The 21555-nt window shown below is 67.6% G+C and carries 20 protein-coding genes and 4 pseudogenes; 12 read left to right on the top strand and 12 right to left on the bottom strand.

The window, feature by feature from the left end; translation table 11 throughout:
- Window positions 1-133 precede the first annotated feature (133 nt).
- A complete protein-coding gene (locus A37U_RS0127180; protein WP_020499831.1) occupies window positions 134-556 on the top strand; it encodes a nuclear transport factor 2-like protein in 423 nt (140 codons plus the stop codon).
- A gap of 349 nt (window positions 557-905) precedes the next feature.
- Here A37U_RS0127180 and A37U_RS0127175 read toward each other — a convergent pair whose 3' ends face one another.
- The 5 genes and pseudogenes from A37U_RS0127175 to A37U_RS0127160 all read right to left on the bottom strand — a co-directional run bounded on the left by A37U_RS0127175 (window position 906) and on the right by A37U_RS0127160 (window position 5028).
- Window positions 906-2387 (bottom strand): SDR family oxidoreductase, encoded by a 1482-nt coding sequence (locus tag A37U_RS0127175; RefSeq protein WP_020499830.1) that lies wholly within the window; start codon window positions 2385-2387, stop codon window positions 906-908.
- A 1-nt stretch (window position 2388) separates the two neighbouring features.
- Complete coding sequence (locus tag A37U_RS0127170) at window positions 2389-3255, bottom strand: NAD-dependent epimerase/dehydratase family protein (RefSeq protein ID WP_020499829.1); 867 nt, start codon at window positions 3253-3255, stop codon at window positions 2389-2391.
- Window positions 3256-3400: 145 nt separating this feature from the next.
- Window positions 3401-3469, bottom strand: a pseudogene (locus tag A37U_RS53935) (hypothetical protein); the annotation flags it as partial.
- A gap of 179 nt (window positions 3470-3648) precedes the next feature.
- Window positions 3649-3984 (bottom strand): annotated as a pseudogene (locus A37U_RS0127165) (transposase); the annotation flags it as partial.
- A gap of 207 nt (window positions 3985-4191) precedes the next feature.
- Entirely contained in the window at window positions 4192-5028 is an 837-nt protein-coding gene (locus A37U_RS0127160) for an SDR family NAD(P)-dependent oxidoreductase (RefSeq protein ID WP_020499827.1), read from the bottom strand.
- Window positions 5029-5097: 69 nt separating this feature from the next.
- Here A37U_RS0127160 and A37U_RS0127155 point away from each other — a divergent pair, with 69 nt between their 5' ends.
- The 5 genes and pseudogenes from A37U_RS0127155 to A37U_RS0127140 all read left to right on the top strand — a co-directional run bounded on the left by A37U_RS0127155 (window position 5098) and on the right by A37U_RS0127140 (window position 8413).
- Window positions 5098-5700 (top strand): acyl-CoA-like ligand-binding transcription factor, encoded by a 603-nt coding sequence (locus A37U_RS0127155; RefSeq protein WP_240437678.1) that lies wholly within the window; start codon window positions 5098-5100, stop codon window positions 5698-5700.
- Window positions 5701-5769: 69 nt separating this feature from the next.
- Window positions 5770-5898, top strand: a pseudogene (locus tag A37U_RS54500) (helix-turn-helix domain-containing protein); the annotation flags it as partial.
- A 60-nt stretch (window positions 5899-5958) separates the two neighbouring features.
- Entirely contained in the window at window positions 5959-6324 is a 366-nt protein-coding gene (locus tag A37U_RS45485; protein WP_020499825.1) for a hypothetical protein, read from the top strand.
- A gap of 15 nt (window positions 6325-6339) precedes the next feature.
- Window positions 6340-7311 carry an amidohydrolase family protein gene (locus tag A37U_RS0127145; RefSeq protein WP_020499824.1) on the top strand — a complete coding sequence of 324 codons (972 nt, stop codon included), beginning with the start codon at window positions 6340-6342 and terminating at the stop codon, window positions 7309-7311.
- A gap of 406 nt (window positions 7312-7717) precedes the next feature.
- Entirely contained in the window at window positions 7718-8413 is a 696-nt protein-coding gene (locus tag A37U_RS0127140) for a FadR/GntR family transcriptional regulator (protein ID WP_020499823.1), read from the top strand.
- A gap of 18 nt (window positions 8414-8431) precedes the next feature.
- On the opposite strand, the gene A37U_RS0127135 is transcribed toward A37U_RS0127140, so the two are convergent.
- The 5 genes from A37U_RS0127135 to A37U_RS0127115 all read right to left on the bottom strand — a co-directional run bounded on the left by A37U_RS0127135 (window position 8432) and on the right by A37U_RS0127115 (window position 13448).
- A complete protein-coding gene (locus tag A37U_RS0127135) occupies window positions 8432-9631 on the bottom strand; it encodes a CaiB/BaiF CoA transferase family protein (protein ID WP_020499822.1) in 1200 nt (399 codons plus the stop codon).
- Entirely contained in the window at window positions 9628-11133 is a 1506-nt protein-coding gene (locus tag A37U_RS0127130; RefSeq protein WP_020499821.1) for an aldehyde dehydrogenase family protein, read from the bottom strand. Before A37U_RS0127130 ends, A37U_RS0127135 begins: the two co-directional genes overlap by 4 nt.
- A gap of 2 nt (window positions 11134-11135) precedes the next feature.
- The gene (locus A37U_RS0127125) at window positions 11136-11804 is read right to left on the bottom strand and encodes a fumarylacetoacetate hydrolase family protein (protein ID WP_205623024.1); all 669 of its coding nucleotides are present in this window, start codon (window positions 11802-11804) and stop codon (window positions 11136-11138) included.
- Between the two features lie 173 nt (window positions 11805-11977).
- Window positions 11978-12547 carry a nuclear transport factor 2 family protein gene (locus tag A37U_RS0127120; protein ID WP_020499819.1) on the bottom strand — a complete coding sequence of 190 codons (570 nt, stop codon included), beginning with the start codon at window positions 12545-12547 and terminating at the stop codon, window positions 11978-11980.
- A gap of 76 nt (window positions 12548-12623) precedes the next feature.
- Window positions 12624-13448, bottom strand: a complete 825-nt coding sequence (locus A37U_RS0127115) for a helix-turn-helix transcriptional regulator (RefSeq protein WP_020499818.1) — start codon at window positions 13446-13448, stop codon at window positions 12624-12626.
- Window positions 13449-13533: 85 nt separating this feature from the next.
- Between A37U_RS0127115 and A37U_RS0127110 the strand changes: the two genes are divergently transcribed.
- From A37U_RS0127110 to A37U_RS53925, 4 genes and pseudogenes are all read left to right on the top strand, one after another.
- Window positions 13534-14607 (top strand): amidohydrolase family protein, encoded by a 1074-nt coding sequence (locus tag A37U_RS0127110; protein ID WP_205623023.1) that lies wholly within the window; start codon window positions 13534-13536, stop codon window positions 14605-14607.
- 68 nt (window positions 14608-14675) lie between these two features.
- A complete protein-coding gene (mhpA, locus tag A37U_RS0127105) occupies window positions 14676-16277 on the top strand; it encodes a bifunctional 3-(3-hydroxy-phenyl)propionate/3-hydroxycinnamic acid hydroxylase MhpA (RefSeq protein ID WP_020499816.1) in 1602 nt (533 codons plus the stop codon).
- A 74-nt stretch (window positions 16278-16351) separates the two neighbouring features.
- A complete protein-coding gene (locus A37U_RS0127100; protein ID WP_205623022.1) occupies window positions 16352-17362 on the top strand; it encodes an alpha/beta hydrolase family protein in 1011 nt (336 codons plus the stop codon).
- A 117-nt stretch (window positions 17363-17479) separates the two neighbouring features.
- Window positions 17480-17623 (top strand): annotated as a pseudogene (locus tag A37U_RS53925) (transposase); the annotation flags it as partial.
- A gap of 172 nt (window positions 17624-17795) precedes the next feature.
- Here the strand turns inward: A37U_RS53925 and A37U_RS0127095 are convergent.
- Window positions 17796-18671 (bottom strand): SDR family NAD(P)-dependent oxidoreductase, encoded by an 876-nt coding sequence (locus A37U_RS0127095; protein WP_020499814.1) that lies wholly within the window; start codon window positions 18669-18671, stop codon window positions 17796-17798.
- Between the two features lie 126 nt (window positions 18672-18797).
- Here A37U_RS0127095 and A37U_RS0127090 point away from each other — a divergent pair, with 126 nt between their 5' ends.
- Window positions 18798-19700, top strand: coding sequence for a LysR family transcriptional regulator (locus A37U_RS0127090; RefSeq protein ID WP_276142629.1), 903 nt, complete (start codon window positions 18798-18800; stop codon window positions 19698-19700).
- A 180-nt stretch (window positions 19701-19880) separates the two neighbouring features.
- Here the strand turns inward: A37U_RS0127090 and A37U_RS50115 are convergent, their stop codons facing one another.
- Complete coding sequence (locus tag A37U_RS50115; protein ID WP_420806266.1) at window positions 19881-20162, bottom strand: transposase; 282 nt, start codon at window positions 20160-20162, stop codon at window positions 19881-19883.
- Window positions 20163-20402: 240 nt separating this feature from the next.
- On the opposite strand from A37U_RS50115, the gene A37U_RS0127085 reads away from it, so the two are divergent.
- Complete coding sequence (locus A37U_RS0127085) at window positions 20403-21488, top strand: alpha/beta fold hydrolase (RefSeq protein WP_020499812.1); 1086 nt, start codon at window positions 20403-20405, stop codon at window positions 21486-21488.
- The last annotated feature ends 67 nt before the right edge of the window (window positions 21489-21555 follow it).

Below are 21555 nucleotides of genomic sequence, written 5' to 3'. Positions count from 1 at the left end.
CAGCACCGGCAGCTCAGCCGAGGAGACCGCGATTCGGGCGTCAGCGGCACCGATCTGCGCTGTACTGGGTGGCAGGCAGCCCGTCTTGGAACGGTGGATTGATCGCGGGCTTCGCGGTCCGCGTGATGACACAATGGGAAGTGTGGAAGACGCTGTGGCCCGGTTCCGAGCTGCCTCGGTCGCGAACGATATCGACGGGATGGTCGCGACCCTCTCCTCGGACGCCGAGTTGGTGTCACCCTTGTCCGGTCGCATGGTCTTCCGCGGCGCGGAAGACCTCCGGGTGCTGTTGGCGGCGATCTACGGCCGTCTGAGCCGATTGCAGTGGCATGCCGAGCTCGGCGATGGCGAGCTGCGGGTGGTCGTCGGCCAGGCTCGGATCGGCGCGCTGCGACTTGACGACGCGATGGTGCTGCGGCTGGCCGCGGACGGGCGTATCCGGTCGATCACACCGCATCTGCGCCCGTGGTTGGCGGTCACGCTTCTCGCGCTCAGGGTCGCGCCTGCGGTCGTCCGGCATCCGGTGATCGTGCGACGTGCGCTACGGCGTCCTTGAACGCTACGGCACTCGAACGCTACGGCACTCGAACACAGCACGGAGCCCGGCCATCGAGGGTGCCGTGCCTCCACCCGTGCGGCGATCGTGGAATCGGCCGTCTCGTCAGACCCGGCCGACCGGGTGGGCATCTCACTGATCCGTGGGAACACCGTCACGACGGCCGGTTCCTGACCTCGATCCGCGAGCAACACACGGTCCACATCGGGGCTTGCCTCCGACCGGAAACCCGACAGCACAAGGCCGCCCGCGGTATACGCCAACGCGGGACTTCACCAAGCACGCGAGGGAATCGCCTTGGCATCCGGACGTTCTACGGTGGTCGAACCGACGGATCACCGGCTCCGGTTCACGGGGACTCGGGTTCGTTGTCGGCGATGCGTTCGGCAGCGGTGGTGATGTTGCGGGCCATGCCGCCGAAGATGATGTCGTGGAAGGGGGCGATGGTTTTCCAGTACAGGTGCCCGGCGAGGCCGTGCGGTTCGAACAGGGCGCGTTGCCGGTAGCGGGCTCCGCCGCCGTCGTCCGGTTCGGCGATGAGTTCGAGCCAGGCGCGTCCCGGGAGTTTCATCTCGGCGCGCAGTCGCAGCCGGTGCGGGCGTTCGAGGGTCTCGACGCGCCACCAGTCGAGGGCTTCACCGACGTGCAGATGGCGTGGATCACGGCGGCCGCGGCGCAGTCCCACACCGCCGAGGAGGCGATCGGCCCAGCCGCGAACGGTCCAGGCCAGCGGGAAGGAGTACCAGCCGTGTTCACCGCCGATCGCTTCGATGACCTGCCACAGCCGGGCCGGTGTGGCGCTGGTGGGGCGCTCGCGGACATCCCGGTATGTGGTGCCGCCGGACCAGTCCGGGTCGGTGGGCAGCGGATCCGATGGCGCTGCCGGCCAGGTCGCGTCGGACCAGCGGGTGGGCACCTCGGCGTCGCGAATGCGGGTCAGGGCGAGTTCGATCGCGTGCTCGTAGTGCGTCGCCCCGTCGGCGGGTCGGCCGATGTGCGCGTCGATGTCGTGCTCGCGGCAGACGACCTCGTGCACCAGTGATTCGATCAGCGGGATGCCGATGCTGCGTGGTACGGGCGTGACGAGGTTGACCCACTGGGCCGAGAGCCACGGGGTCAACACCGGCACGGGCAGCACGAATCGTCTCGGCAGTTGGGCGACGACCGCGTATCGGCGCATCATGTCCAGGTAGGTGAGCACGTCCGGGCCGCCGATGTCGAAGCTGCCGTGGACCTGGCTGGGCAGTTCGGCGGCATGGGTGAGGTAATGCAGCACATCGCGGACCGCGATCGGCTGGATGCGGTTGTGCACCCAGCGCGGGGTGACCATGACCGGCAGCCGTTCGGTGAGGTAGCGCAGCATTTCGAAGCTGGCCGAGCCGGATCCGATGATCACTGCCGCCTGCAGTACCGCGGTAGGGACACCGGAGTCGAGCAGGATGTGGCCGACTTCGGTACGGGAGGCGAGGTGCTCGGAGAGCGCCTCCTCGCCGGCGGGGGTGATACCGCCGAGGTACACCAGCCGGGACAGGCCTGCTCGGCGTGCCGCGGTGGCTACGTTATGGGCGGCGGTGCGGTCGAGCTGGCTGAAGTCGGTGCGGTGCAGGGCGTGCACGAGGTAGTAGGCGACCTGTTGCCCGTGCAGCGCGGTGTGCATGTCGGTGGGATCGATGACGTCGCCGCGCACGATGTCGACCGCGTCTCGCCAGGGGACATCGGAGAGTTTGTCGGGATCGCGGGCTACGACCCGGACTCGGTGCCCGGCCTGCAGGAGCTGGGGCACGAGCCGGCCGCCGATGTAGCCGGTGGCACCGAGTACGACGCAGCGCATGTCATCGACTCCCTTCGAGGGCGGCGCGGTAGCCCTCGCGGTAGGTGGGATAGCTGAAGGTGTACCCGGTCGAGCGCAGCAGCTCGCCGCTGCAGCGTTTACCGGAGCCGCGCCCGGACTCCTCGGCCGCGACCGGCGGTGGCGGCACGCCGAGCAGTTCGGCGACGTACCGCAGCACCACGGCCCGTTCGACGGGCTCGTGGTCCACGCCGAGATACAGCCGTTGCGCGGATGCCCTCCGGGTGGCCAGGTGCACGATCACACCGGCGGCATCGTCGCGGTGGATCCGATTGGTGAACATCGGCGCCGCCGGGACAGTGGCGGTCCCATCGCGCACGCTGGTCACCAGTCGGCTGGGGCCGGGCCCGTAGAGGCCGCCGAGGCGCAGCACGATCCCTTCCGGCTGCCGCGCCTGCAGGCATGCTTCCGCGGCCCGCAGTTGTGCGCCGGTATCGGTCGCGGGGATCGCGGGGTGCTGTTCGTCGACCCAGCTCCCGTCCGTGACGCCGTAGACGGCGGTCGAGGACACCAGCAGCATCCGGGGCGGTGCGGGCAGATCCTCCTCGATCGCGTCGAGCACGCGCCGTAATCCGGTCACGTACGTGTCGCGGTAGGCCGAAGCGGTATACGCATCGGCGGTCAGGGCGACCACGACCAGGGTCGTGTCGGCAGGCAGCTGTGGTCGCTGCTCGCGGAGGTCGACTGCCTGACCCGCGATGCCCACGGGCAGGTGTTCGGGATGTCTGCGCAGCCCGAGCACGCGGTAACCGAGGCGAGTCAGGCGTTGGCCGACGCGTGCGCCGAGGTCGCCGCAGCCGGCCAATACCGCGGTTCCCGCCGATTCCGGCCGGCTGATGGGTGAGTTCATATGTCGAGGGCCAGTCGTCGTTGTTCGTGGAAGCGTCGCCGGGCGGTGTCGAGATCGGTGGTGGGTGGCCGAGCACGCGCAGCGCCGATTCGCCGAGGCGCCACGGCTGGTGGACGTCGCGGGACTGGTCGAGGCCGGCGAGTTCGGGGACCCAGCGGCGAGTGTAGTCGCCGGTCGGGTCGTAGCGTTCGGCCTGGCGCAGCGGATTGAGCACCCGGTTGGGGCGGGCGTTGCGCCACCGGGCCAGTCGGCGGGTCCCTGCGGGCCCGGTGGCGGTGGTGCCTCGATGCCCGGTGGCACCGTAGCCCGCGGGGTGTGGCCGCCTGCCCGGGCCGCAGCGCGTCGGCCCAGCGCCCAGTTCCGGTATCTGTCGTCACATGCCGGATTGGCGGCTCATCCCAATCGAAGGTGTAGTTGGCGTCTGAAGCCGCCGGTCTCGAGCAATGACCTGGCGATGTAGTCAGTCAGGTTGCGGAAGCCCAGTGCGCTGCCGCGGACATGCTCGAGCCTGCCATTGAGCGCCGCAGTGGGACCGCTGCCGGTGCCGGGGCGGTCGAAGTAGGCCAGTACGTCAGCGGCGCGCTTTCTCAAGGTCCGCCCCAGCGTGATGAGCTCACTCAGCGTCTTCGGGACGCCGGTGCTGAGGTCTCTGATCAGTGTGGCCATCAGCTCGCGGCCACGCTGCCGGTCTTCGTGACGGTAGGCCTCGACCATGCGCTGATAGATGCCATCCAGTCGAGCGAAGGACCTCGGATCGGGATGGCCGAAGCCGGACGGCGGGGTAGCGTCAGGCACGTCGAGATCGGTTGAAGGAGATGGACCGGGCAGTTGTCACCGCACACCGTGGCCACCTTGACGGTCCGCTGCGAAGAGGCCGTATCTTCGCGATCCGGGTCAGGAGCGGCTGTGGTGTGGGCTGGGGGCATGACCTGTGTGTTAAACGCCGAGCAATTGCTCGGAACGGTCCCAGAAACGGCGCGCGAGGTCAGCGTCGAGGGCTTGGCCGTTCTGCGGCTTGGTCGGCTCGCGCTTGTAGAAGTACCGACCCGGCTCCCAGTCGCGCCCCGGCGTGGCTTCGGCGAGCCACACGAGTGTGTCTGCGCCGCGATCTGGGCTGATGAGCATGAGGCGCCGCGAGATCGGGTTGGTGGTGATGAAGCGCATGAGCCTGCTCTCAGACTGCGTGCCGAAACTAGAGGCCACATTGCCGGGGTAGAAGGAGGCTGCCGAGATCCCCCGGGCGCCGAAACGACGGTGCAGCTCGGTGCTGAACAGGACGTTCTCCAGCTTCGCGGCGGTGTAGGCCCGGACAGGGCTGAAGTTCTTGTCGTGGTTGAGGTCGCCGAGGTCGATCTCTCGCGCGGGCCGCACAGTGCTCGAGGTCTGGATGACGCTCGCGTGGGAGTCGATGAGGGTGTCCATGAGCAGCCGGGTGAGGAGGAAGGGCGCCAGGTGGTTGATCTGAAATGTGCGCTCGAACCCGTCGACGGTCTTCGTGGGGTCGCCGAAGACGCCACCCGCGTTGTTGGCGAGCACGTCGATGCGAGGGTAGGTCGCCAACAATTCGTCGGCGAGGCTCCGAACCTGCTCGAGCTCGGTGAAGTCGGCGAGATAGTGATCAGCGGCGCCGACCTCTCGCGCCACGGCAGCCGTCTTCTGTGGTGAGCGGCCGACCACGACGACGCGATGACCGTCGTTGCCCAGCCGACGGGCTGCCGCAGCACCGATTCCGTCGCTCGCGCCGGTTATCACGATGGTCTTCGACTCTGCCATACCAGCTCCTAGGTCACTGTCCCGAATGTGAAACACTGTAACATATTAGGACTGCTGTAACATGGGCATATGGTGCAGAACCCCAGGCAGGCCGGAGGTGCACGTGAGCGTGCGCGCCGGGCCATGCGTGCCCAGATCTCCCAGATCGCTCTGGACCTGTGTTTGGATGCGGGCTACGACAGCACCACCGTGGAGCAGATTTGTGCGGCTGCGGAGATCTCGCGCACGACCTTCTTCCGTTACTTCACCTCGAAGGACGACGCACTGCTCGGCGACGGGGACTCCGTCGGCCTGGAGCTGCTTGAGGCGCTCCGAGAACGTCCCGTCGATGAACCCGTGTGGCAATCCCTCCGGCACGCGTTAGGAGCGCTCAGCCGCAGCTATGCCTCGGACACCGAACGGTCCCGCCAGCTGATCACTCTTATGTACAGCACCCCGTCGCTTGCCGCCGCCCACTCGGGCAAGCACGCGCGCTGGTCCCCACTTCTGCGGCCCGAGGTCTCCCGCAGACTCCAGATCGACCCCGACGATCGATCGGATCCACGTCCGCACGCGCTGATCTGCTCCGCACTGTCCTGCGCGGACGCAGCCATCACCGCATGGATTTTCCAGGACACTTCCGACACGATCGATGAACTCCTTGCCCGCGCAATGACTGCCGTCGCGCAGTAGCGAGTCTCATCGGCCGACCCCCGCGCCACCCGCCAGCGCCGCTCCAACGGCGAGGAATCACGGCGCAAGATCCTCGACGCCGCAGTCGAGGTCGCCGGCGAACGCGGCTACGACGGCACCAGCATCAACGCCGTCAGCGCGCGCTCCGGCCTGCCTGCGAGCTCAATCTACTGGCACTTCAAGGACAAAGACGAACTCATCGCCGCCGTCATCGAGCGCAGCTTCAACACGTGGCTGGCCGCCGCCCTGCCCGAGGACATGCACGCCTCACCGGAGTCCGTGCGCGACCTCGCCGTCACCGTCGCCAAAGGTCTGCTCGACGCACCCGATTTCCTGCGGCTGGGCCTGATGCTGGCACTGGAACGCCGCCCGGAGGAACCCAGCGCCCGCACCGTCTTCCTCGAGGTCCGCCACACCGCGCATCACCGCTTCGCCGCACTCGCGCGGGAATTCGCTCCCCACATCGACGACGACGCCGTCGGGCTGCTCACCACCTACGCGATGGCCGCGGCCGACGGACTGTTCATCGCCAAGGAGATCGGCGGTGACTCCGTCGATCTCATCCGCCTCTTCGAACTGCACGCCCGCGCCCTGTTCGACGCCGCCGAACATCTCGACCACTGACCGCTGGAGCCGCCCGTGAGTCGCGCGCACCGCATCGACACCCACCAGCATTTCCTTCCTCCACGCTACGCCGAGTGGTTGCACGAGAAGGGCATCCGCCCCGGCGGGGTCGAGCTGCCGAAGTGGTCACCGTCGGCGGCGGTGCGATTCATGGACGGACACGGCATTCGCACCGGGATCCTGTCGCTGTCCACCCCCGGTGTGTACTTCGGTGACCGCGACGAAGCACGACGCTGGGCACGCAAGATCAACGAATACGCCGCCGAACTCGTCAAAGACCATCCGGACCGGTTCGGGCAGTTCGCGACCCTCACGCTGCCCGATGTGGACGGCGCCCTCACCGAAGCCGAATACGCCCTCGACGTGCTCGGTGCGGACGGGATCGTCCTGCTGGCCAACAACGACGGCCGTTACCTCGGCGACCCCGAATTCGCCCCACTGCTGGAATTTCTGCACCACCGCAGCGCCGCGGTGTTCACCCACCCCGGCGAGCTCCCCGCGCCCGAAGTCCCGGACGTCCCCACCTTCACCGCGGACTTCCTGCTCGACACCACTCGGACCGCGATCAGCCTCATCCTCTCCGGGGCGATCGAGCAGTACCCGGACATCAAATTCATCCTGGCCCACGCGGGCGGATTCGTCCCTTACATCTCCTACCGGATCCTGCTGACCATCCTCAACACCAAGAACAGGGCACAGCAGGCCTGGGCCATGCTCAACCAGGACCGCCAAGTCCACAAAGAACTCGAACCGCTCCGCCGCTTCTACTACGACATCGCCCTCTCGTCCTCTCCAGCAGCTTTGCCCAGCCTCCTGGAAGTCGCCGAACCCACCCACATCACCTACGGCAGCGACTACCCCTTCGCCCCCGCCGCCGCGGTCACCTTCCTCAACCGCACGTACCAGAAGTACCCGCTCGACCACGGCCTCCGAACCGCCATCGACCGAGGCAACTCCGAAGCCCTCTTCCCGCGACTACAGGCATGACAACCGGCGCCCGGCCCGACGAAGCGGAAGTGGGCTCGGCCGCTGCAGGAGAATCCGAACCCACTCGCGCGACGACGTGCAGCCGTGTCCTCAGCCGAACAACACGCTGGGTGACAGACAACACCTACGTCGCCACGTGGTCCCACCGTGACCGTGACACCGACTTCGCTGACACACCAACGAAAACAGGCTCGACACAGCCCTTTACGACGCCCACCGACCATCCCAGTTGAAGGATGGATAAAGGGATAAGTCCAGGACACTCCATCGGATGTCACCGATGGAGTGTCCTGGACCTGTATAAAATCTGGCGCGCCCGCAGGGATTCGAACCCCAAACCTTCTGATCCGTACGATTGGCCCCGAGGTTCGGGATGAGGATCGCGACGTGATCCTATAATCGGGTCATGGTGGACGTGGCGCTTTCGAGGATGACACGTGCCGAGGCGGTTGGCCAACACGTTCGGCGCGAGATCGCCGAGCGAGGGCTGCGGCCTGGCCAGCTGATCGGCACCAAGACCGACATCCGCGCGTCGGTCGGTGTGGCCAAGGCGACGATGAACGAGGCCGTCCGGTTGCTCGAGTCGCAGGGAGTCGTGGCCGTCCGCCCAGGTCCCGGCGGCGGGTTGTTCGTAGCCCAGCACGATCCGGTGGTACGGCTGGGCCAGAGTCTGCTGACGGTGGACGCGGAGCCCGTCCGGGTCGCGGACGCCGTGGTCGTCCGCGAACTGCTCGAACCACGGATCATCGTCGACGCCGCCGAGCACCGGACGCAAGACGACATCGTCGCGATCACTGCGCAGTCCGAGGCGCTGGCGGACGTGGTCGACGACCCGAACGCGTTCGTGCACGCGGTCTGGGAGTTGCACCGGACGTTCGCGCGAATCACCCCCAACCGGATCCTGCGCGAGACCTACTTGTCGATGCTGCGGTTCATCGATGCCGAGACGCTAGGTGTCGGCTCGGTCGAGGAGGACACCAGCCACCGCCGGTACAAGCGATCGCGCCTGCGACTGCATCAGCGCATCGCGAAAGCCGTCGTCGCGGGCAATCTGGACAGGGCCGCCGATCTCGCTCGTGAGCACGCCCTGACGACGGGATAGCGCGGCCGTCGCGCCCGTTCACGGTTGGTCGATCGCGGCCAGCCACGCGCGGACGGCTTCGGCATCCGCGTCGAGTACGGGTGGGGCCCGGTGGTCACGTTTGGTGACCTCGTGCTCCTGGCCCGAGCCGGTGCGGAAGAACCGCAGCGGCGGGCCCGGTAGCTCCATCGGCCCGACCGTTTCGTGGTGCACCGTGGTCTTCAGCCCCTGCGACTCGACCTGCGGCCAGGCGTACACCTCGTCCAGTGTCCGGATCCGCCCGGCAGGAACACCGGCCGCCGCCAGGCGATCGAGTAGCCGTGTGGCCGGAAGGTCAGCGAACGCCTTCTCCAGCTCGGCGGCCACCACCTCGCGACGGGCTACCCGATCGGCGTTGGTCGCGATGTCCGGCCTTTCGGCGTCCAAGCCGAACTCGGCGCACAGCCGCCGCCACAGGGCCTCGCTGCCACACGCCAGCTGGACGCTGCCGTCGGCACAGGGAAACAGGCCGTACGGGCTGATTGACGGGTGGTGGTTGCCCGCGGCCCGGCCGCGAACGCCGCCCACCGTCCAGGCGGTGCCCTGGTAGGCGTGCACGCCGATACCGGCCGCGAGCAACGAGGTGCGCACGATCTGGCCGCGGCTGGTCCGCTCTCGTTCGTGCAGCGCGCTGACCGCGCCGAATGCGCCGTACATACCGGCCAGCAGGTCGGTGATCGGTACGCCCGTTCGTTGCGGGTCGTTGGCCGAGGGACCTGTGAGGGACATGAGCCCGGTCTCGCCCTGCGCGATCTGGTCATAGCCAGCACGTGCGGACTCCGGCCCGTCGTGGCCGAACCCGCTGATCGACAACGTCACCAGTCTCGGGTTCAGCTCGGTCAGCCCCTCGGCGTCGAGACCCAATCGCGTGAGGACGCCGGGCCGGAAGTTCTCGACGAGCACGTCGGCACGACGCAGCAATGCGCTCAGCACATCGAGGTCGTGCCCTTCGGTCAGGTCGAGGACAACCGACTCCTTGTTCCGGTTCGCCGAGAAGAAGTACGTCGACTCACGGTCGGCACCGGTGGGATGTACGAACGGCGGGCCCCAGCCTCGGGAGTCGTCGCCACTCCCGGGACGCTCGATCTTGATCACCCGGGCGCCGAGATCGCCCAGCATCATGGCCGCGTGCGGCCCCGCCAGGGCTCGGCTGAGGTCGATCACGAGAATGCCGGCGAGGGGGCCGCTCCTGGCGCTCATCGAACGGCACCCGGCCGGAGCGGGTCGATGCGCACGTTGACCTGCTTGATGGTCGTGAACGCCTCGAGCATCCCTTCCAGCGAAAACTCCCGGCCGATACCGCTCTGCTTGAGGCCGCCGTAGGACTGGCCCACCTCTTGGCCACCGGCCTGGTTGACCTGGATCCAGCCCGACTCGACCTCGCCGGCGGCCGCCAGTGCACGGTCCAGGTCGTGACACCACAGGTATGCGGCGAGCCCGTAATGGGAGTCGTTGGCCATCGCGACGACTTCCTCGTCGGCGCGCCACGGGATGGCGACGACTACCGGGCCGAAGATTTCCTCGCGGGCGAGGCGCCACGCGTTGTCCGCCCGGGAGAACACGGTCGGGCCCATGAAAAGCCCGTCGTACGGTCCGGTGAGGCCGTCGAGCGCGACCCCGATGTCCGGCCTGCTGAGCCCTTCCCGCACGTAGTCGCGGACACGGTCGTACTGCCTGCTGTTGATCAGGCTGCCCATATCGGTGGTCTCGTCGAGCGGGTCGCCGACGTTCAGCGCACGCAGCCGGTCCACCGTGGCATCGAGCACCTGTTCGTACACGTCATCGTGCACGAACAGCCGGGAGCCCGCGGTGCACGACTGGCCCTGCCGGGTGATGCGCATGCCCGCGAGGATGCCCGCCACCGTCTCGTCGATCCGGTCCGGCGATGCGGCGTCCGGCCACACGATGGTCGGGCTCTTGCCGCCCAGCTCCAGCGAGACGGGGGCGAGGCGGTCACCGGCGGTCGCGCCCACTGAACGCCCGACGGCGGTGGATCCGGTGAACGACACCTTGTCCACTCCGGGATGCTCGGCGAGCGCCGTCCCGCATTCGGTTCCGTAGCCGGTCAGGACGTTCAGGACGCCCGGCGGCAGGTGCGGCGCGCACAGCTCGGCGAGGCGCAGCACGGTCAGTGGCGCCTCCTCCGACGCCTTGACGACGATCGTGTTCCCTGCCGCCAGCGCGGCGGGTATCTTCATGCCGGCGATCATCAACGGCGAGTTCCACGGCAGGATCGCGCCGACCACACCCACCGGTTCACGTTGCGTGTACTGCAGCTGGCCGTCGCCTGCCGGGAGCACGACCCCCTTGGCCTCCGAGGCGACGCCGCCGAAGTACCGGAACAACCTCGCGAGCGTGGCCGACTCCGGCCGTGCCTGCGGCCGCAGGGCGTTGCCGGTGTCCGCGGCGGTGAGCAGTGCCAGTTCCTCGGCGTGATCGGACAATTCAGCTGCGATGGACAGCAGCGCGTGCTGCCGCTCCGTGAAGTGCAGGCGGCGCCATCCCGGCAGCGCGGCGCGGGCGGCCGACACCGCGCGGTCCACGTCGGCCGCGCGCGCCCTCGGCACGCGCCCCAGCCGGGTGTCGTGCCGCGACGGCGCGAACACGTCGATCCACTCACCCGCAACCGCCGCCATCTGGCGACCGCCGACGACCGTCGGCACCTCGCCGCGGTCATCGAGCACCGACCTCGCTTCGTACATGATCAGAGTTCCAGGTCGGCGCGGCTCACGATCGGTGTGTGGAGCACACCGATGCGCTCCACCTCGACCTCGACGGTGTCACCGGGGGTCAGGTAGACCTGTGGCTTCCTGCCGAGCCCCACGCCGGCCGGGGTGCCGGTCGCGATCACGTCGCCAGGCTTCAGCGTCACCGTGTCGGTGATGTAGGCAATGATCGACGGGACGTCGTGAATCAGGTCCTTGGTATTGCCGGACTGCATGACCGAGTCGCCGATACGAGTCCACAGCGTCAGCGAGTCGGGGTCGTCGATCTCGTCGGCGGTGACGACCACCGGGCCGATCGGTCCGCTGCGGTCGGCGTTCTTGCCCAACGTGAACTGTGCCGTCTCCAACTGCTTCCGGCGTGCGCTGAGGTCGTTGAAGACGGTGTATCCCAGCACGTGCTGAGCCGCCGTGTCGCGATCCGCGGCCCAGACCGTGTCGGCGACGATCGCCGCGAGCTCGACCTCCCAGTCCAGGCCGACCTCGTGCGGCGGCACCGGCACCGGATCGCCGTCCACGACGAGCGTGTCGGCCCACCGGCCGAAGATCATCGGCACCTTCGGGGTGTCCAGCCCGGAGTGTTCCCTGGATTCGTCGCCGTGCGCGCGGTAGTTGATGCCGACGCAGAACACCCGCGCGGTTTCCGGCACCGGTGGCGCCTCGACCAGCTCGGCGCGGGCGAGTCGTTCCACCACCTGGTCCGCGCGCACAGTAGCCGCCCACGGGTCCGCGTAGAAGGCGTCCACCTCACCCAGCGGGATGACGTGATCCCCCTCGACGGCACCGACGTGTCGAGCTCCATTGTGGATGTATCCGATGAACCTCACTTGGCCGCCCACTTGCCGTAGTCGGGACCGTCCGGGAAGTCGGTGACCACCGCACCCGCGGGCACGGCGTCGTTGTCGAGCGGGCCGCCGTGCGAGCGTGGGATCTCGTAGGTGATCTCGCGCGCGATCTTGCCGTCCTTCATCTCGAAGCAATGGATCAGGCGCATGCTGATCCGCTGGCCGGGTTCGAACGGGAGGTTGGGCATGTCCGTGCCCACCACGGTCAGGTCGGCGATCTGGTCGTCGAACACGAAGTCCTCGGTGGCGAAGCGGCGCAACGACGTCGTGCGGTTCCAGTGCACGGTCCGGAAGATACCCAGGTAACCTTCGCGAACCTCCTCGACGTCGTCGTAGACCAGGCCGCGTGCCGGGGCCTCCCACACGATGTCGGGGCCGTACACGGCCAGTGCCTTGTCGATCAGCTCGGGGTTCTCGTTGTGAAAGTGCGCCTCGACGACACGCAGGTTGTGCGCGATCAGTTCGTCGCGGGTCATCGTGCCGACGTCGATATCCGGTACCGCGGCGTCGTCGACGCCGGACGCCGCCTGCTCATGCTGGAGAGCCATCTGCTCGGGAGTCCTCTCACTGAATAACACCTAATGGTTAGGTCTTTTTCAGTATGTCCTTGGCGCGAAACGAGTGTCAAGGCCGCTCGAGCGTCAACTCCCTGAGCCGGGCCAGCTTGCCGAAGTCGGCCGAGCCCGGATCGGCGTGATAGACCATGAGCCGCAACGCGTCAGGCCCGTCGACGGCCAGGTTGTCCCGGATCAGCGTGAGTTGGCCGACCACGGGGTGGGCGAAACGGACCGGTGGCCGGTCCACGCGATTGGCGACGTCGTGGCCTGCCCACAGCTCACGGAAGTGCGAGTCGCGCGCCGAGAGCTCGTCCACCAGCTCGGTCGTGCGCCGGTCGGCCGCGTCGGCCGCGATGGAGGCGCGGAACGAGGCGACCAGGAGACCGGAGTCCACCTCCCAGTCGGCGAACAACGCGCGCTCGTCGGGATCGAGGAACACCGAAAGCACCCGGTTGCGACCGGGGCGCAGTGTCGGTGAGAGCGCCACGGCCATGGCGTTCGAGGCGAGGACGTCGAAGTGCTCGTCCTGCACGAAGGCGGGCAGCTCCAGCGTCCGCAGCAGCCCTCTGATACTGCTCGGGACAGCCGCCATCCCGGCACCGGTCACGTCCTTCGCCGGTGGGCGGCCCAACGCCAGCAGGTGGACCGTCTCCGTCTCGTCCAGCCGCAGTGCCCGCGCGAGCGACTCCAGCACCTGCCCCGAGGGATGCCGGTCCACGCCCTGCTCCAACCGCAGGTAGTAGTTCGCGCTGATGCCTGCGAGCAGCGCGACCTCCTCACGACGCAGTCCGGGCACCCGGCGCGGCCCGAGCGCCTCCAGCCCGATGTTGGCGGGCGAGACCCGTTCGCGGCAGGCGCGCAGGTACTCGCCGAGCAGGTTGTCACGGCGCATGTCGACGACCTTAGTTCGAGGGTGCCCCTGGCGCTCCTAGGAAGAGCAGGGGACAGCACGCGTGTCGGGCGCGGCCATAGCGTGCATGGACGAGCAGGGAGAAAACTCCGGAAAAGGGGTACGAGCGATGCCGGACACCACGAGCCGACGCGTCATCGCGGTCGAGGAACATTTCGCGACCACCGAATACTGGAACCGGACAGCCGAGTTGCCGGCGTTTTCCGGCGAGGACGCCGAACGCGTCTACTCCCGCAGTTTCATCGCCAACGAGTTCATCAGCAAGCGGCTGACGGATCTGCGGACCCGGCTGGACGAGATGGACAGCGCGGGAGTCGACGTGTCGGTCCTGAGCCTGAACCCGCCGGGCGTGCAACTCTGGTCCGATGCCGCGACCGCGACGTCGCTGGCACGCGAGATGAACGACGTGCTCGCGGACATCGTGGCCGCTCACCCCACGCGGTTCGCCGGGCTCGCCGCCGTCGCGCCCCAGGAGCCGGCAGCGGCAGCGGAGGAGATCCGCCGCGCCACGGGGACACTCGGATTCGGCGGGGTCCTCATCGGGTCGCACACGGGCGGCCGGTATCTGGACGAGCCGGAGTGCGAACCGATCCTGGCCGCGCTCGAGGAGACGGACAGCACGCTATACCTGCACCCGAGAATGCCGAGTCCGCAGATGCTGGAGCCGTACAAGCCGTACGGGTTGCAGCAGGCGATCTGGGGGTTCCAGGCCGAAGCCTCGACACACGCGCTGCGGCTGATCCTGAGCGGCGCCTTCGACCGGCACCCGAACCTGCGCGTTGTCCTCGGCCACCTGGGTGAAGGCCTCCCGTTCTGGCTGTGGCGCATCGACAACATGCACGCGAAAGCTTACGCGTGGGCGCGCGACGTGCTGGACATGGTCGGCCTCCAGCTCACGCCCAGCGAGTACTTCCAGCGCAACATCTGGATCACCACGAGCGGCATGTGCGACCACGACGCGTTGAACTACTGCCTGACCAAGGTCGGCGCCGAGCGGGTGTTGTTCGCGGTCGACTACCCCTACGAGGACAGCGGTGTCGCCACCGAGTTCCTGTCCAAAGCGGAGCTGGATGACGAGCAGCACGCGATGGTGAGTCACCGCAACGCCGAGCGCCTGTTCCGCGTACCGCCGCTGACTTGACACACAAAGAGTCATAATCATCCTAACTATTAGGTTCAGTTATCGCGAACGATCGGTGGGAGCGCGCAATGATCGATGAGTCCTACGATGCCGATGTCGCCATCGTCGGCTACGGCCCGACTGGTCTGGTCGCCGCCTCGATACTGGGCGGGATGGGCCATCGCGTCGTCGTAGTGGAGCGGCATTCGCACCTGTACGGCCTGCCACGGCTCACCCACATCGATGGGGAGGCCGCGCGTATCGTGCAGGCCGCCGCGGACGTCGACGTGGCGCTGCGGGATGCCCATGCACTGGACAGTTTCAAGTACATCAACACCGACGGCAAGCTCCTGGTCGAGCTGCCGTGGGACGGTGAGTCGTGTGGGCATCCCGCACACATCTCGATGTACCAACCGGACATCGAGGACGCGATCGATACGCGGGTGCGGCAGCACCCGAACGTCCTGCACCTGTGCGGATGGCAGGCGACGGACCTCCACGTCCTGGCAGATCGGGTCGAGCTGACCGCGCACGAGGCGCACGGTGATCGCCGGGCCACGGTCCGGTCCAGGTACCTGCTGGGCGCCGACGGCGCCAACAGCTTCGTGCGCACCGCGCTCGGCATCGGGCAGTTCGACTTCGGTGTGGACGAGCGGTGGCTGAACATCGACACGAAGACGTTGCGCCGGCTCCCGGCTCGGTTCGACCACACCATGCTGTTCTGCGACCCGGCAAGGCCCCACATGTTCATGCCCATCGGTCACGAGCGGCAGCGCTTCGAGTTTGCCGCGTTGCCCGGTGAGAACGAGGACGTCCTCGAGGTCCGGGACCGCGCGTGGCAGTGGCTGTGGGAGACGCATGGCCTCGGCCCCGACGATGTCGAGATCATCCGTCAGGTGCTGTATCCCATCAGGGCGAGGATTGCCGATTCGTGGAGCGTAGGCAATCGGGTGTTCCTGGTGGGCGACGCGGCGCACACGATGCCTCCGACCATGGGCCAGGGCGCCTGCTCCGGGATGCGGGACGCGGTCACCCTCGCGTGGAAGCTCGACCTGGTGCTGCGGGAACGGGCCGCCGAGCAGCTGCTGGCGACCTACGAGGGGGAACGTCGGCCACACGCCCTGACGATCATCGAGACGTCGATCATGCTCGGTGACGTCGCGTACACAATGGACCCGGCGCGTGCCGCGGCCCGTGACGAAGCGTTCCTCAGCGGTTCCATGCCGCCGCCACCTCCGTTCCCCGTTCTCGAGACCGGGGTCGTCCACACGGCCGGTGACGGCACCCCGGCACCGTTCGCCGGCACCCTCGCGCCACAGGGACCGGTGTCCACCCCGGACGGTCGGTCGGGAAGGTTCGACGACGTATTCGGCCACGGCTTCCGGTTGGTGACCCGGACGGGAACCGACGGGCTGCTCGATCGCGAGCAGGAGGCTTTCCTGGACGAGATCGGCTGCACGGTGCACACGCTGGCCGAGGGCGAAGCCCGCTCCTTCCGGGACGTGGCGGGAACGTACACGCGATATCTCGACGACGTCGGCGCCGACATGTTCCTCAGCCGACCGGACTTCGCGATCTTCGGAACATGCGCCGCAGCAGGCATCGGTCCGCTGATCGCGCAGCTCCGGGAGAAACTGAACTATGTCAGCCGGCCGGAGCCGGACGGAGCGCGAATGACGGCCACACGATGAACCGGCCGACGGACACCTCGTCACCGGCGCAGAAACTGCTGGCTGCACAGTGGCGGTCGATGACGCCGACCCGCATGTTCGACTACGGGATGCTGCCCGACGACATCACCCGAATGCAGGCCATGACGGCTGACGGATCGGCGTGGGACGTCGCCGCCGAGTCGTTGGCACACGCCCAAGAGGTCCGCGGGCGACAGGCGCTGGAGGCGGGCCATCCGGCGACGGCGGTCGAGGCGTACCGCGCGGCCGTCGCCGACCTGATCTTCGCGCAGATGGCGTTCAACGACGACACACCCCGCAAACACCAGCTGTACGACCAATTGAGTTCGTTGCTGTCCACCCTGTCCGGCGTCCTCGGCGACCGCTTCGAGAAACTGGTACTGGGCTTCGGCTCGCAGCATCTGGTCGGCTGGTTGATCAGACCACCGAGAACCGAGGCGCTCGGCACGGTCATCGTGTTCGGCGGCCAGAGCGGGTGGGGAGCCGCGTACTGGCGTCACGCCGACGCGCTGGCGGCGCGCGGCTTCGCGACCATCCTCGCCGAAGGGCCGGGCCAGGGAGAGACCCGGCTACGGCATCGCGTGTTCCTCGACGTGGACATTCCGGCCGCGTACGGCAGGTACCTCGACTTCGTGGACCACGACAGATCACTCGGCTCGGCGGTGGGCATCTTCGGCAACAGCCTCGGCGGTCTCTACGCAGCACTCACCGCCGCCGCGGACCGCAGATTGCGGGCCTGTTGCGTCAACGGCGCGCCCGCCCGACCGTCGCTGCTCGGACATCGCAGCTTCGACGAACAGGCCGCGGCGATGCTGGGCACGCCCGACACCGACCGTATCGCCGCGAATTTCCGGCGCCTCGAGTTCGACCCGCGCCGCGCACACATCGACTGCCCACTGCTGGTTCTGCACGGCGGGCACGACGCACTGTTCGATCTCGACGCACAGCAGCCCTTCCTGGACAGCGCAGGCGCCGACAAGACGCTGTGCGTCTGGCCAGACGGTGACCACACCATCTACAACCACTGCCACGAACGCACGTCCCTCGTCGCCGACTGGTTTGCCGATAGGCTCGCACCGCGTTGACGGTGGGACTGTAACGGTGAACGGTTCCGTCGCTGATCTTGTGGCGTGTCTACCGGGCTGGAGCTCGTTAGGTGGGGAGCTGCTTCGATAGTGATCATCTGATCGAAGAAGCATCTCGTGTCTCGTCAGCGTAGGAACCACTCGGCGGCGTTCAAGGCCAAGGTCGCCCCGGCGGCCGTGAAGAAAGACCAGACGCTGGCCCAGTCGGCGCAGCGGTCCGATGTGCACCCAACCAGATCACGGCCTGGAAGAACCAGCTGCTGGCCGACGTATTCGAGTCGAAGACCACCGCGGGCGAGACCAAGACCCCGGAGTCGTACGCCAAGATCGGCGAGCTGACGATGGAGCGCGATTGCTCTTGGAGCACAAGAAGCGGTGCCAGGCGGAAGATGGAGCGCGATGGCATCCAGACCCACTTCCACGCGTTGCGAAGCTAGGCTGGCGGCGCACCTGTTCGATCGGTGAGCGTCCGTCTCGTCAGCGCGCCTGCAGCCGTCGCGAGGTCTGGGGTGACGTACCGGCTGAGTTCGTCGGACGGCGCACCGTCCGGACCGAGCACCAGGCCGGTCGCGTCGTCCAGGACCGGGTCGGTAGCCGCAGCGACGATCGCTCGAGCGGCCTCGGCGGGCGGCCGGAGGCCTGCCTGGATCTGCTCCCAGAGGTGACGGAGCACGGGGGGCAAGATCTCCGGGGTCATCGCGGCGGCGTTCGGGGTCATCGCCGCGGCCGGGCCGAGGGGATCGACGGCGAGCACGGACACACCGCTTCCCCGCAGCTCCTCGGCCAGCTCCTGGACGTGAGCGAGGTGGGCGAGCTTGGCGCGGCCCGTTACCGACATGCCGTGGTACTCGCCGTCCTGTTCGACATCCTCGTAGGTCGGGACGCCGTCGGCTACGGCGGTCGTGATGGACGAGGAGGTGACGTCGACGATCCGGCTGGGAGCACCGGCGCGGAGGGCACCGAGCAGCACCGACGTCAGCACCACCGGAGAGAGGTGGTTGAGGGCGAAGCTCGCCTCGATACCATCGACGGTCTCCCAACGCGTCGACCACATGCCGCCGACGTTGTTCACCAGCAACTGCCACGGGCTTTCCTCGACGAGTCGTGCTCCGAGCGCCCATACCTGGTGCAGCGAGGACAGATCGGCTCGCAGGAATCGGGCGTCGGACCCGATCCGGTGGACGGCTTCCTGGCCGCGCTCGGCGTCTCGACCGACGACGGTGACCTCGAACCCCTCGGACCGCAGTTGCGCGGCCACGTGGAACCCGATCCCCCCGGTACCACCCGTGACGACCGCTTTCCGAACCATCGCTCATCCCCTTCGCTCTCACTCCGGAACCGCGAGTACAACGCATGACTCCCATCGCCGTCCAAAACCTGCATGACATGGGGCCATGTCCTCGCGGCATCGCCGCAGCGCTGGGAGACTCGGAGGGTGGAACCGAGAATCGAGCTCAGACACTTCCGATACGTGCTTGCGGTGGCCGAGGAGGGAACCTTCACCGGTGCCGCCGAGCGGTTAGAGGTGACCCAGCCCGCACTGTCGCGGGCGATCCGAAGCCTGGAGGCGATGATCGGGGCCGCCCTGTTCGAGCGCAACCATCACGGCGCGACACTGACCGACGCGGGCCGGTCGCTGCGCGACGATGCTCGCGTGCTCGACGAGGCCGCCCGGGCGGCGATCACCCGCGCCACTCGACGCAGCCAGCAGGGACGGCGCCTACGGGTCACCGCGCGAGCGTGCGACGTCGAGACCCTCGAATCTCTCGTGGCCTCCTACAACGCGACGCGACACGATCATGCCCCGGCGGAGTGGGCCGTGGTGGACGGACAGGTCCAGGTCGAGGAGGTACGGGCGGGACAAACCGACCTCACCCTGGTCCGTTCCCCGCTCGATATGCATGGCCTTGACAACGATCTCATCCGGTCCGACCCGCGCGTCGCGCTCGTGTCCAACGCCCATCCGCTCGCCACCCGTCCGCTCATCGAGCGCGCCGAACTCGACGGCGAGACCTTCGCAGTTTGGCAGGGGAACACACCCGAACAGGCGGCATTCTGGGCGGGCGTCGACCTGGCCCACCACACGTGGAAGCCGGGACCGTCCGTATCGGACGCGGCCCAATACGCGGCCTGTGTCCGCCTGGGTCAAGCGGTCGGGTTCGTCCCGGAGTCGCTGTTGCCGGAGATGGTGCTGACCGGGATCTCCGTCGTGGCGGTGACAGATTTGTCGGCCAGCGAGCTGCGGCTAGCGTGGTCGGAGTCCGCCACGTCACCCGACATCGCCGCCTTCGTCCAGCACACCACCACGCCTGCCCCCTCTCCCGAACACGACACCTGATCCGTAGGAAACACCTGGTTCGCCGACAGCAGCACCGGCTTGCGCTCCTGCACGCAGTCTGAAATGGACACCTGGTACAGCACGGAGGCGCCCGGTCTTGTTCATCGCACCGCCGGTATGTCGACGACGACCCGGTTGCGTCGATCAGCTGATCGAAGGAGCATCTCGTGTCTCGTAAGCTTAGTACTGCAACGACAGTTTGTGATTTCGGTGGTCGGCTCGGCGTTCGTAGCGGGTGCGGAGGCGTTTATATTGGTGTAGCCAGGCGAATCCGCGTTCGACGAACCAGCGGTGTTTGCCGAGTCCGGAGCCGTGTTTGGTGTTGCGGCGGGCGATTTTCGGGACGATTCCTCGGTTCCGGAGCCTCGCACGGTGGGGGTCGGAATCGTAGCCGCGGTCGGCGAACAGCCATCGGCTCGCGTGATGGCGACTTCGGTGGAACAGGTTCGGGTGGTAACTGATGCGGACTTACCGGTATAGCCTTAGTGCCATGTCACCAAAGTCGCAGGGCCAGAGACAAGCCGGGCCACCGATCGGTCGAGCTCGGGATCAGGTGAAGATTTCGGCGCAGTTCCCTGAAGATCGCGCCGCGGTACGGCGCGACCACGCGCCACTGAACGCGGAGGGGGTCGGCCGGGCCGCAGGCTCGCTCTCGCCTGCGGTCGCACCGAATCCACCCCTGTTCGACGGGTCGTGCCCCCGATGAAGGTCCTGGGCCGGATCGTGGCGCCCCTGGCCGCCATGGTGGCCGCGCTGATCGGGCTTCGTCGGTTCCTGCAGCGCCGGGTCGAGCGCGATCGACGGCTCGATGGTGCAGGCAGCGTGAGCGAACTCGCCCCTTGGACGATCGGCGGTGTCCCGCAGTGGGTGCAGATACGCGGCGAGAACCTGGCCAACCCGCTCTTAGTGTATCTGCACGGAGGTCCTGGCCTCCCGATGATGCCCTTCGCCTACGCCATGCAGCGTGAGTGGGAGTCCGACTTCACGGTCGTGCACTGGGACCAGCGCAACTCCGGTAAGACCCTTGTCCAGAACGGGCTGCAGCGCGACGATGTGGGTCTCGACCGGTACGCCGAAGACGGTCTGGACCTGGTTCGGCAGCTGCGCGTGCGCTTTCCTGGCCGTCCAGTCGTGCTGGTGGGCCACTCGTGGGGAACGGCGGTGGCGATCGAGATGCTGCGTCGTGAGCCCGACCATTTCGGCGCCTATCTCGGGATCGGCCAGGTCGCGGACTTCATGGCCGCCGAACGGTACGGCTACGAGAAAGTGCTCGCTGCGGCACGCAGTCGCGGCGAGACCAAACTGGTCACCGCGCTCTCCGCCATCGAGGAATATCCGCAAGGTGTGACCGCCGAAGCTATCGGCGTCGTGCGGAACGCCTACCATAAACTGGGATTCGGCAACCACCGCGACCCGAACGCGATGCGAGCGCTGTTCTGGTTGGCCTTCCGATCGCCGGACTACAGCTGGCGCGACCTCGCGACGCTGGCGAACAGGAGGGCGAGCGCCCTCAACATGGAGATCGCGCTGGCAGAGCTCCCGCGGTTCTTCGACCGCGCAGCGGGGGCGGCGTTCGAGGTGCCGGTGATCGTGGTCGGTGGCCGCTTCGACCTGTTCACCCCGGCACCGACGGCAAAGAAATTCCTCGACACCCTCGAAGTCGCGCACAAGCAGTTCATCGATATCGAAGATCAGGGCCATTTTGGCCCGATGGAGGATCCCGAGTATTTCAGTAGACTTCTGCGTGATTGTGCACTACCACTCGTGTCACCGAAGTCCGGATCCTGAAGAGCGAGACTGCTGCGGACGAAGCCAATGGGGCTGACGCCATCAGCATCCGGGGCGTGCCACGGGA

This window comes from Sciscionella marina DSM 45152 (assembly GCF_000379465.1).
Lineage (GTDB): Bacteria > Actinomycetota > Actinomycetes > Mycobacteriales > Pseudonocardiaceae > Sciscionella > Sciscionella marina.
Note: the sequence above shows the minus strand (reverse complement) of the source record. Positions and strands in the feature narration are given on the sequence as shown.